Below are 12,147 nucleotides of genomic sequence, written 5' to 3'. Positions count from 1 at the left end.
AGATGACAATATCTATTTTAGGTTTATAATTAAATAATTGGTAAAATATTCTACGCTTAAATTTAACTGTCAAAATGACTTCAAATCTAACTCAAGTTGATCCCATTGTTTGGGAAAGCGATCGCGCTTCACTCATCGACCAAACCCGTCTCCCCGATGAATATACCCGAATAGAAGTTACAACCTATCAACAAATGGCAGAAGCCATTAAAACAATGATTGTTCGGGGTGCACCTGCCATTGGAATTGCCGCTGCTTATGGGTTATATTTAGGTGCAAAAGAGATTAAAACTTCAGACCGTCAAGTATTTTTAACCCAATTAGAAGAGATTGCCCAAGTTTTATGCGCCACTCGTCCAACGGCGGTTAATTTATTCTGGGCGATTGATCAAATGTTGAAAACGGCAATCGAAACCTCTGGAACAATTAATGATATTAAAATAGCTTTATTGCAAAAAGCAAATACGATTAAAGAAGACGATATTCAAACTTGTTTTGCAATTGGAGAAGCTGGATTAACGGTATTACCTAAAACCCCCGAAAAACTAACCATTCTTACCCATTGTAATGCAGGCGCGTTAGCAACAGGAGGCTATGGAACTGCATTAGGGGTGATTCGTTCGGCTTGGAATTCTGGACGGTTAAATCGAGTGTATGCGGATGAAACCCGTCCTCGTTTACAAGGGGCAAAATTAACAACTTGGGAATGTGTACAAGAGCGAATTCCTGTTACTTTAATTTCCGATAATATGGCGGCTCATTGTATGAAACAGGGGTTAATTGATGCCGTTATTGTGGGAGCAGATCGAATTACTGCGAATGGCGATGCGGCTAATAAAATCGGAACCTATAGTTTAGCCATTGTGGCAAAAGCCCATAACGTTCCGTTCTTTGTGGCTGCACCGTTATCAACGGTTGATTTTAAATTAGCAACCGGAGATGAAATTCCAATTGAAGAACGAGATGCAACAGAAGTTTATCAAGTGGGTTCAACTCGAATTTGTCCTGAAGGCGTGGAATTTTTTAACCCAGCTTTTGATGTAACTCCTGCTGAATTAATTACCGCTATTATAACAGAAAAAGGGGCAGTTATTCCATCAGAATTAAAGCAATTTTCCGTTAGATTTTAATATAAAATCTGATGTTTTGCCGAGTTTTTGGGTGGGTGATAATCGATAAATTGATATTGATATCCCTTACTCCTACTCTATATCGTGAACCTCAGCCCTCCCTGACCTGAAACCTGAAACCTATCTTAATCTTGACGGTACCATTCAGTCGTACAATGGTTTTGATGCGTTCCGTTCTTACTAGGAGACTTCAATGCCAGAGGCAGTTGGTGTCATACAAACCCTGGGTTTTCCAGGGGTTTTAGCCGCAGCAGATGCGATGGTCAAGGCTGCGCGAGTCACCCTTGTTTACTATGATTTAGCAGAACGGGGTGAGTTTATCGTCGCAGTTCGTGGCCCAACATCGGAAGTGGTTCCTGCTGTCCAAGCTGGTGTTGAAGCAGCAGAAAAGACGTTTGGCTGTTCACTAATTACTTACTACGTCGTTCCCAACCCCCCTGAGAACATTGTAGATGTTATGTCAATTGGCTACACAGAACTGAGTGAACGTTTCCGCACTTAACCTAACTTCTAATTTTGCGAAAACTATTCAATTGCAGCACCTTTAAAGTCTAATTAATTCAGGAGAAATTAAATGTCACAGCAAGCCGTTGGAGCTTTAGAAACCAAAGGATTTCCTGGTGTTTTAGCCGCCGCCGATGCCATGGTAAAAGCGGGTCGGGTAACGTTGGTGGGCTATATTCGAGCCGGAAGTGCGCGATTTACAATTATGATTCGGGGAGATGTTTCCGAAGTTAAAACCGCCATGGATGCTGGAATTGCGGCGGTTGAAAAAGCCTATGGTGCAGCATTAGAAACTTGGGTGATTATTCCCCGTCCCCATGAAAATGTGGTAGCTGTTTTACCGATTGATTTTAGTGATAATGTTGAAGAATATCGGGTAGCGGCGGAAGGACTAACGTTACCAAGAGGTCGTTAATTGACTGAGGAATTAGGGGTTGGGTTGAGTACAAATTCAATCCCATTAAACCAATAACTGTCCCGAATACGCGGTGCGAAAAATATAGCACTACTTGTCAAGGAAACACCGAACACCGAACACCGAACAGTTTTAGGATTTAGTAGAGACGTGCCTGGGCGAAGCTCTGCCGAAGGCTATTGGCACGTCTGTACAACTGTAATATGTAACGCTATAAATGAATCAACGCTTAAAACTCTTATTGGTATCCACTCCCGTTGGGCCGTTGGGATCGGGATTGGGAGGAGGTGTAGAATTAACAGTCTTAAATCTGGCAACCGTTCTGCGTCAACGAGGTCATGAAATTACGATTGCAGCCCCGGAAACGTCTCAATTAGAGTCTTTTTCAATAGTAGAAATTCCAGGAGAATTACAAACTTTAGCCCAAACCCAAAACCGTCATGATCCGGTGATTTTACCGGATAATTCCGTGTTAACGAATTTGTGGAATTATGCTCAACAAGTTGCTGATCAATATGATATTATTTTAAACTTTGCTTATGATTGGTTGCCTTTATTTTTAACGCCTTTTTTTAAAGGGAAATTAATCCATTTAGTCAGTATGGGTTCCTTAACCGATGTCATGGATCAAGCTGTTCACAACGCCATTCAACAGTGTCCGGGTTCCATTGCTTTTCATACCCATAGTCAAGCCAAAACTTTTGGGTTAAAAGAAGGTTATTTTTGTTTAAGTAATGCGATTGATTTATCTCAATATCAGTTTTGTGCTGAACCCAAAAATCAATTAGCTTGGGTCGGTAGAATTTCACCCGAAAAAGGTTTAGAAGATGCGGTTGCGGCTTCCCAGAAAACGGGAATTTCCTTAATGATTATGGGTAAAATTCAAGATGAAGCTTACTGGCAAACCATTGTTCAAAATTATTCCGATGCTCCAATTCAATACTTAGGCTTTTTATCAACGGAAAAACTTCAAGAACAAGTTCGTCAATGTCGCGCTTTAGTGATGACTCATCGCTGGATAGAAGCGTTTGGGAATGTAGCAATTGAAGCATTAGCTTGTGGCGTTCCTGTGATTTCCTATCGCCGAGGAGGGCCAACAGAAATTATTCGAGATGGAGTAAGCGGTTGGTTAGTGGAACCTGATAATATTAATCAGTTAGTTCAGGCTATTCAAAAGCTAGATCAAATTGACCGTTTTGTCTGTCGTCAACAGGCGGAAACAGAATATTCTTTAGATGCTTTAGGCGATCGCATTGAACAGTGGTTATTTCAGGTTATTTCATTGTAAACTATTTAGAACTTTTTATTATTAAAAATATCAGCAATTATGACCAATTTTCCAGGATTAAAACCGGGTGATAAATTACGAGTAATTGCACCCAGTGGAGCGTTAAAAGAATGGGAACGTTTTGAAACAGGAGTTGAAATTTGGCGATCGCACGGTTATAAAATCGAATTTACACCGGGTTTTGATCAATCCTGGGGATATTTAGCCGGAAGCGATGAAAACCGACGACAACAACTTTTAGCAGCGTTAACAGATGAAACCTGTCGGGGTATTTTGTGCGCGCGAGGAGGGTTTGGATCAACTCGATTATTAGAAGGATGGAATGGGCATAATTTTGCTAAAATTGCGACTATTCCTAAATTTTTAATTGGATTTTCTGATATCACAGGATTATTATGGGCCTTTTCCAATTATTCCCAAATTATTGGCATTCATGGCCCTGTTTTAACAACCTTAGCCAGTGAACCAGATTGGTCAATTCAACGTTTATTTGAAGGTGTTGAAACGGGATATTTTGAAGCGTTACAAGGGGAAAGTTGGGTAAAAGGTTATGCTTCTGGTCGATTATTTCCGGCTAATTTAACGGTTGCAACTCATTTATTAGGAACGGCTTATCAACCGGATTTAACCAATACCATTATCGCCTTAGAAGATGTTAATGAAGAACCCTATCGTTTAGATCGAATGTTAACTCACTGGCGGATGGTGGGTGCATTTAAAGGGGTTCAAGGAATTGCATTAGGACGATTTAGTCGTTGTGAAGCAAAAGGAAATCCTAATAGTTTTACCCTAGAAGAGGTATTACGCGATCGCTTAGGAGATTTAGGAATTCCAATCGTGTCTAATTTACCCTTCGGTCATGAAGGATCTAATGCTATTTTACCCGTTGGTCGGATGGCTTATCTGGATGGAGAACAAGGAACCTTGAGTTTTTCCTAAACGGGACAGAAGGAAAGATTAACTAATTTATCCTCTTTCCTTCCTTATTTTCTGATACTAACGAATTATAGAATGGGATTTGTTGAGGGAATTATTGGTGATTAACCGTTCTTCATATCGTTTTAATTGTTGATGATCCCGTTCATTTAATCGATATAAACTTGGTTCAAGATCATAACTATAATGGTCAGGATTGATGGTTTTCCAATCTAACACAGGCGCGGACTGAATTTCGCTCGTATTGGGCATTATATATTCATGATCACTGCGAATGGGAACTTCACCCATATAAGGAAGACGATAGGTTTTTCTGACTTGTTCTTCGTAATCGTATCCTTTCGTTTCTAAGTGCTGATAACAAGGAAGATGTGTTGCTTGTTCTTTCGTTAATCCATTAGTATAAACCCGTTGGGATTGATAATCAATTCGGGAACGACCGACCGGGAGTAAAATTGTTTTTCCAAAAATCCAAAAGCCTATGTCAACGACAAAATATCGAAAATGACCGGATTCATCGACTAAAATATCGGTAATACTGCCAATTTTTTCTTCTTGGACATCCGAATAGACGTCTAAGCCAATGATTTCTTCTCCATCAAACGCATCTTTGTAATGGGGATCAAAATCTTCAATTCGTAGGAAAGCCATATTAAAATCCTCTATTTTTAAGAGCAAAATTTTATCTTTCCTACGTTAGCCAATTCAAGATAGTGGATTCATCCTTCTGAAGAAAGATTATCTGATAATTAGGAGAAATTATCCTCTTTCTTCAGAATAAAAAACCCATCTATTTGCATCAAATCATCCTCATTTTGATAGAGAAAGTTTGTTTCTCTAGGATTAAACAATCGTGAACTGATTAGCGGTTAAAGTTGGTTTAGTGGTGAGCGTTGCTAAGGGGGTAAGAGGTTGAGCGTTGCTGCCATCAGGATCAAAACTGAGTAAACCGGCAGAGGTGTTATAGAAGAAATGAGCCATATTTCCTAAATAATTTAAGGCTGTACCACTAACAAAAACACCTGTACTGGATGCAGTGGTGCTTAACGCTGTTCCAGCCACTAATCCACCCCCAAACCCGGAAGCAGAAATGGCAAAAACATCTCCTTGACTAGGATTAAAATCTGTCAGGATGTCTTGACCTTCATTGGGGTTATTGTAAATAAAGGTATCAGCACCTCCGGCACCGGTGATTTGATCAGCACCTTCGCCTCCTTCGAGATTATTGCTGGAGGCATTGCCAAAAATCATATCGTTATAAGCTGACCCTTGAACGTTAGTTTTATCTGCGAGAATGTCCTTCTGTTGGGTGTTATTAAGAATAGAGTCAAACCAATGGTAAGCCATCTTCTGATAACCCGCTTGGGTAGGATGTAAACCATTACCATTATCAGCAGCCGGAGGTGTCATATCCGTTTCCAGGATTGCCTTTGACCCTTGCCACATATTGACAAAACTAACTTTTTCTGAAGCCGGCTGTTCAGCGACAATATCAGGAATACTTTTGTTGTACTCCTTGACGTTATTGATTCGAGAATTATAGTAAGAACTATTGGGATGGATGGGTGCAATCGTACTGACTAACAAATTGCCGTTATCAAAGCTAGGATTTTTGCTTGTGCTCGTAATCGTCTCGATTAAAGTCTGTAAACCACTCTTCATCGTATCGACACTTCCGCTTGCATCGTTTGTCCCAATCATCAGAAGAATCACATCAGGATCAGCAGTCTGAATCCAGTTATTATTATTTAACCCATCTGTAATATCGACGATTCCCCATCCAGGATGCCCTTGATGTTGGTTTTCTGAAAATGCTCCGTTCGCCTGAGTGCCAACGAGATCAATCGGAACATTGAAAAATTGAAAGTCTTCGTATAACTCCTTGCGATATCCTACCCAGTCAGATGTGAGTTGATTATTGTTTTCTTTCCCTGCGGTAATCGAGTCTCCCAAAGGCATGACTTTCAGGGTTTTGCTGGCATCAGGAATGGAACCAAGTTCCGTTTCCAAGTTAATATAGACCCCTTTAGGGGCTTGGCTGTAGTTAACGTTGGTATCGGGAGTTGGAGATGTAACCGGAATAAATTCTACATAGTCAAATCTGGCGTTTTCCCCGCCCTCTAAGGCTCCTGTCAGCTTAATTTCATCCCCTTGAACCAGGTTAACCCCTGTAATTGTCTGTTTGGAAAAGTTTTTAGCAGAGGCGCGGGTATCTCCAGATAATAGCTCACCCGACCAGTTAACGGAAGCATTTCCAGCAATGGAAATGGAGAAGGAAGATATGCCATCGCTTTCGTCAAAATATCCGACGACGACATCATAGACACCGGATGCTCCGGTAAAGGCTGTGGTCGCGGTTCCTGTATTTTTCGGTACTGAAACCAAACCAATATATTGACCTCCAGAAGCAAAGGTTCCCGACTCAAGCTGATATCCCCCCGCTCGGCTCATACTTTCGGCTTCTATTCTCACTTTTGTCGCAGGAGGAGAGCTAGTCTGAACGTTGACAGCGAAGGTATCTAGGGTACTACTCGCAACGGTATTATTACTGGTATCACTCACTTGGCTTGCTTCTACCGCGACGCTGTAGTTTCCGGCTTCGTTAGTATCCCAACTGCCTCCCGGTGCAGGAATGCTATAGGTGGCGGTGCGGGGGGTGCCATCACTATTGATATCAACACTCACAAAGGTTGCCAGTTGATTAAACCCATTTGGCCCGGTGACGCGCACATCTTGGCTATCGAGACTGGAAACCTTAACTCTTTTATCATCGCTGTAGGTAACGGTGAAGGTGTAACTATTATTACTTCCTGAAGCTAGGGTAATATCGTTTGCTGTGGCTGTGGCTGTTGGTGCGGTGGTATCAGCAGGGGGAAGAGACTGAACGTTAACACCGAAAGTATCTAAGCTGCTACTCGCAACAGTATTATTACTGGTATCGCTAACTTGGCTTGCTTCTACCGCAACGCTATAGTTTCCGGCTTCAGCACTATCCCAACTGCCTCCCGGTGCGTTAATACTGTAGGTGGCGGTGCGAGGTGTTCCATTACTATTGGTATCGACACTAACAAAGGTTGCGAGTTGGTTAAACCCATTCGGCCCAGTGACGCGCACATCTTGGCTATCGAGACTGGAAACTTTCACCGCCTGATTATCGTTGTAGGTAACGGTGAAGGTATAACTATTATTACTTCCTGAAGTTAGGGTAATATCGTTGGCTGTGGCTGTGGCTGTTGGTGCGGTGGTATCGGGAGTTGGAGATGTAACCGGAATAAATTCTACATAGTCAAATCTGGCGTTTTCCCCGTCTTTTAAGGCTCCTGTCAGCTTAATTTCATCCCCTTGAACCAGGTTAACCCCTGTAATTGTCTGTTTGGAAAAGTTTTTAGCAGAGGCGCGGGTATCTCCAGATAATAGATTACCCGACCATTCAAAGGGAGTATTTCCAGCAATGGAAATGGAGAAGGAAGATATGCCATCGCTTTCGTCAAAATATCCGACGACGACATCATAGACACCGGATGCTCCGGTAAAGGCTGTGGTCGCAGTTCCTGTATTTTCCGGTACTGGAACCAGACCAATATATTGACCTCCAGAAGCAAAGGTTCCCGACTCAATCTGATATCCCCCCGCTCGGCTCATACTTTCGGCTTCTACACGAATATTGCTCATTTTAAATCTCCATATTTTATAAGTACATCCCGTAGAATGCACCCCAGCAATTAATTTATTCTCTGTAAATTCTCTGAGCTAAATCTAACATTTACTCAAACTGTGTTCCCTGGCCAATTTCCTGCTTTTACAAAAGCTTAATATTAAAAGGACATTTGTTAAAGTAACTGTAAAGCCACAGTTAAAGTTTAACCATAACCTTTATAAAAAGAGGTTGTTTGTAAAGGTGAATATCTCCTATCTTTATAAATCCTGGATTCTGGCTGTATTTAAAGCTCTTAAATCTCTAACAGAAAGGATCTTAAGCTTTTTTATCAGTTTTACACGATATAGTTGAACTTATCTAGCTGAGAGTGGTGATAGGAAAAATTTTAGATTACAATCTAAGTCGGTTGTTTTCTGTAAAACTACCCTCAAATTTTATGATTCAGGAGGGACGCTCAGTGGAATCCCAGATTGATCGCAAGTTAATATTTTCTGACCCCCGTAGAAACACTAAACAAATTTTACTGGAACAGATACCGATTCTATTGATTCTATTACTGGCTACGGGACTGCGGTTATATCAACTCAGTACCGAAAGTGTGTGGATTGATGAAATGCTGAGTATTCGTGATGCTAAATCCTTTGAGTTTACTCTCCCTTATGTCCGCCCCTTCTACTACATGATCCTGAAAGGCTGGATGCAGTTTGGCGATAGCGATGCTTGGTTAAGAGGTTTATCGATTATTTTTGGTTTAGGGAGTATTTACTTTACTTATTGGTTGGGATATCGCATTGTCGGAAAGTCTACCGGATTAATTGCCGCATTTATGGCCAGTGTTTCTCCTCTCTTTATTAATCACGCTCAAGAAATTCGGATGTACACCGTGATTACCTGCTTGAGTGTAGCGGGAACATTAGCCCTCAGTTACTTTTTAGAACAACCTTCCTATAAAGCTTTAGCGGGTTGGGTAATAGCACGAATTTTCTTAATTTTAACAAATGCAAATAATATTTTAATTTTGGTTGCTGATCTCGTGTTATTGGGTTGGAAATTCCGCAAACAGCCTCAAGGATTACTCAGGGCTGCTGGAGGTTTATCAATTATCGGTTTATTTTTCCTTCCCATCTTCTGGGCACTGACCATAGGAGGTGGAGCAGATGAGTTTATGGAGAAGCAAGTTGCTGACTATTCTAAACCTGGAGTGACTCAAATTATTGGGATGTTAACCCAATTTACCGTATACTGGCCTTTAAGAAATCTGCTTGAATCTAATCAAATTATTCTGAATAAAAATCAGTTAACAGATGCTACATTGTTAAGTCAATTATTGAGTGTAAAAACTTTTTCTCTTTTATTCTATGCAGGTCTTACTGCGGTTTTGGTTGTTTTACTGGTAATTTCCCTATTAAATATTTTTTTTAGTAAACATCCTTCAGAACGGTTGATTTGGTTGGCAGCTTGGGGGATTATTCCAGCTAGTTTGATGTTGTTTGTATCTTATTATAAAAATTCTATCTGGTTTCCCCGTTATCTTTTGTTAGTTGCTCCTTATTTTCTGATTCTTATAGCCGCAGGATTTGTTGTAATTTGGAATTGGAAAAAACCCTTAGCGATCGCCATAGCCATTGCTTACTGTCTTGGGGTTACAGGTAGTCTTTTCGATTACTACACGAAATTATATCGAAATGATTGGCAAGGAGCCGCCCAATATATTTACCAAAATCAACAACCCAATGATTTGATAGTCATGCACTCTACTCCCGACTTTTTCCCCCTATCTTTGTCTCGCTATTATCCCGACCCCAGTAAAGTTCATTTACTGAATCATCCGGGATCTCAGGACAAGTTAACCCCAGATTATATTAAACAACAGTTCGATAGAACCTTACCTTTGAAATCGAATCTTTGGTTTGTTTGCTGGCTATTCTGCAAAGAAACCGAGGGGATGAATCGAGTATTCACCACAGTAGCGGGACAACAATTTAGAGTTGAACAGGAAAAAACGTTTAGTAGCCTTGAATTTCAGCCTATTCAAGTATTTAAGGTAACTCCGGCTGTACCGACAACAAAATCTACCACCTCTCAGTAAAATTTTCTCATCTCAAGCTTTTGCTTCCTGGGGTGATGTTATCCTAATATTGGGATTAAGCCGAAAAGATAAATCTTCAAGAGACACTTGATATAATTGGTTTCCTCAGTTATTTTATACTCAGAAATTATCTATAGGCTAACCCAAGGACATTCTATCTACTGTTTTTCCTGCCCTGTAATTAATCTTTACCACAGGAATTCATTTTTTTTTAGGAAGGATAGAGTTCTCGTTAATTCTAACTGTATGTTTTTTTACTAATTCTATCCTAGACAAGACAATACTTAATTAATGTCTATGTGTTCCTAAAATTTCCTAATACAACTATTTCCTTTTGTAAGAACTTAGAGGATAAGATGGATATTTCACAACCGCCAATTTTAAAAACGCCAGAATCTCAGAAACAGTATGGAGATTTAATTTTTGGTTCTCACTCCTTAGCTATTTCTATCGTTGTTCCTATCTATAACGAAGTCGAAAGTTTACCCCGATTGATAGCAGCGATTGATAGTAATATGACATCTTTGGGTTTAAATTATGAATTGGTTTGTATAGATGATGGGTCAACCGATGGTTCCACGGAACTCCTGAAACAGGAAGCCACAACCAATCCTCATCTCAAAGCCATTATTCTCCGCCGCAATTATGGCCAAACCGCAGCAATGGCGGCGGGATTCAAATATTCTCAAGGTCAGGTGATTATTACCATTGATGGTGATTTACAAAATGATCCCCAAGATATTCCTCTACTTCTGACAGAGTTGGGTAAGGGTTTCGATGTCGTCAGTGGTTGGCGTAAAAATCGACAAGATGCCAAAATCACTCGTTTACTTCCCTCTCGCATTGCGAACTGGCTGATTAGTAAGATGACTGGGGTACAACTCCATGACTATGGTTGTTCTCTCAAAGCTTACCGTACTGAATTAATCGCCGATATGAAGCTCTATGGAGAACTTCACCGATTCTTACCCGCTTTAGCCTTTATTGAAGGAGCGAGAATTACTGAAATTCCGGTTAATCATCATGCTCGTCGTTTTGGTCAGAGTAAATATGGTTTAGATCGTACCTTCCGGGTGGTGATGGATTTATTAACCATTTCCTTTATCAAAAAATTCCTGACTCGACCTATGCACGTTTTTGGTCTATTAGGGATGTTGGCTTTTATCTTGGGAATTATTGTTGGTATTTATTTGACCTTTATTCGACTGGTTTTGGGCGAAGGAATTGCTGATCGTCCTTTACTCACGTTTGCGGTATTACTGACCCTTACCGGAATTCAACTGTTTTGTTTTGGTTTATTAGCTGAACTGTTAATGCGAACCTATCATGAGTCTCAAGATCGACCTATCTATCGAGTCCGTGAAGTCATTGAATCCGAAGGTAACGGGAATAGCGCAATAACCCGTTAAGTGTTCCGGGTTTCCTCCAATAGATATACGGGTTTAATCTTCTAAATTGGGCGGTTCACTATTAACCGGGAAGATCTTACACATCATATATTGAGGATGAAGGGTTTGGGACGGGTGACAAACCGAGGATGAGTTAGGGGTTTCTACAGGGTGGTCGTGAGGTTGAATACACAGAGCCACTTGTCCAACTCCAACCATTAAGGTTTGCACTCGTTCAACAATCTGCTCTATATCCAATAACAACTGTTCAGCGACCCCCAAAGCAGGGGTAACAATAAAAAAGGTTTTGACTCCGGTGGGACTGGGAGCAAAACCAAAGCTGCATTCTAACAGTTGAGATTGGCTTGAGGAGGGTAGAGTTTCACGGAAACGTTCAATCAACGCTTGGTACAAAGACTCATTCAGCGCACGATCATCAAATTTAGGTTGAGATAACATGGTTAGTCCTTACTTGACCTGTTATGTACTTTACTTTTTAGTTTAACATTTATTAATATCTGATTGGTTTAAATTTTTAATCTCATTGATAAGCAAACCTAGGGGTAATGTCACAGCTTGCTCACATTGATGATTGGGGAAGAGGCAATAGGCAATAGACATCTCCGAAAATCTCCAAATGCCCTCTATAGCTAATTTTGGAATCTCTAGCACTCCTGTGCCAGCTTCTCCAAAAGTAACGGATTCATAGGCTTTTTCAGTCACATTAATAATAACTAAT

General features: G+C 40.6%; 11 protein-coding genes. 7 read left to right on the top strand and 4 right to left on the bottom strand.

Annotated features, from left to right (window positions below):
• The first annotated feature begins 74 nt into the window (after nucleotides 1-74).
• From mtnA to H6G57_RS26290, 5 genes are all read left to right on the top strand, one after another.
• Nucleotides 75-1,130, top strand: coding sequence for an S-methyl-5-thioribose-1-phosphate isomerase (gene mtnA / locus H6G57_RS26310; protein ID WP_190524255.1), 1,056 nt, complete (start codon nucleotides 75-77; stop codon nucleotides 1,128-1,130).
• Between the two features lie 193 nt (nucleotides 1,131-1,323).
• Entirely contained in the window at nucleotides 1,324-1,632 is a 309-nt protein-coding gene (locus tag H6G57_RS26305; protein ID WP_072720429.1) for a BMC domain-containing protein, read from the top strand.
• Nucleotides 1,633-1,704: 72 nt separating this feature from the next.
• Nucleotides 1,705-2,049, top strand: a complete 345-nt coding sequence (locus tag H6G57_RS26300) for a carbon dioxide-concentrating mechanism protein CcmK (RefSeq protein ID WP_072720430.1) — start codon at nucleotides 1,705-1,707, stop codon at nucleotides 2,047-2,049.
• Nucleotides 2,050-2,266: 217 nt separating this feature from the next.
• Nucleotides 2,267-3,337, top strand: a complete 1,071-nt coding sequence (locus H6G57_RS26295) for a glycosyltransferase family 4 protein (RefSeq protein ID WP_190524252.1) — start codon at nucleotides 2,267-2,269, stop codon at nucleotides 3,335-3,337.
• A 39-nt stretch (nucleotides 3,338-3,376) separates the two neighbouring features.
• Nucleotides 3,377-4,276: an LD-carboxypeptidase gene (locus tag H6G57_RS26290; protein ID WP_190524249.1), complete on the top strand. Its 900-nt coding sequence runs from the start codon at nucleotides 3,377-3,379 to the stop codon at nucleotides 4,274-4,276.
• A gap of 57 nt (nucleotides 4,277-4,333) precedes the next feature.
• Here H6G57_RS26290 and H6G57_RS26285 read toward each other — a convergent pair whose 3' ends face one another.
• Together H6G57_RS26285 and H6G57_RS26280 are read right to left on the bottom strand one after the other, a co-directional pair.
• On the bottom strand, nucleotides 4,334-4,924 hold the full coding sequence (locus tag H6G57_RS26285) for a PRC-barrel domain-containing protein (RefSeq protein WP_190524246.1): 591 nt from the start codon (nucleotides 4,922-4,924) through the stop codon (nucleotides 4,334-4,336).
• A gap of 192 nt (nucleotides 4,925-5,116) precedes the next feature.
• A complete protein-coding gene (locus tag H6G57_RS26280) occupies nucleotides 5,117-7,945 on the bottom strand; it encodes a GDSL-type esterase/lipase family protein (protein WP_190524243.1) in 2,829 nt (942 codons plus the stop codon).
• A 443-nt stretch (nucleotides 7,946-8,388) separates the two neighbouring features.
• On the opposite strand from H6G57_RS26280, the gene H6G57_RS26275 reads away from it, so the two are divergent.
• Entirely contained in the window at nucleotides 8,389-10,020 is a 1,632-nt protein-coding gene (locus H6G57_RS26275) for a glycosyltransferase family 39 protein (RefSeq protein ID WP_190524240.1), read from the top strand.
• 356 nt (nucleotides 10,021-10,376) lie between these two features.
• Nucleotides 10,377-11,429, top strand: a complete 1,053-nt coding sequence (locus H6G57_RS26270; protein WP_190524237.1) for a glycosyltransferase family 2 protein — start codon at nucleotides 10,377-10,379, stop codon at nucleotides 11,427-11,429.
• Nucleotides 11,430-11,462: 33 nt separating this feature from the next.
• On the opposite strand, the gene H6G57_RS26265 is transcribed toward H6G57_RS26270, so the two are convergent.
• The gene (locus H6G57_RS26265; protein ID WP_190524234.1) at nucleotides 11,463-11,867 is read right to left on the bottom strand and encodes a hypothetical protein; all 405 of its coding nucleotides are present in this window, start codon (nucleotides 11,865-11,867) and stop codon (nucleotides 11,463-11,465) included.
• 42 nt (nucleotides 11,868-11,909) lie between these two features.
• The coding region (locus H6G57_RS26260; protein ID WP_190524231.1) for a hypothetical protein at nucleotides 11,910-12,147 on the bottom strand (238 nt) is incomplete at its 5' end.

The organism is Planktothrix sp. FACHB-1365 (genome assembly GCF_014697575.1).
Lineage (GTDB): Bacteria > Cyanobacteriota > Cyanobacteriia > Cyanobacteriales > Microcoleaceae > Planktothrix.
Note: the sequence above shows the minus strand (reverse complement) of the source record. Positions and strands in the feature narration are given on the sequence as shown.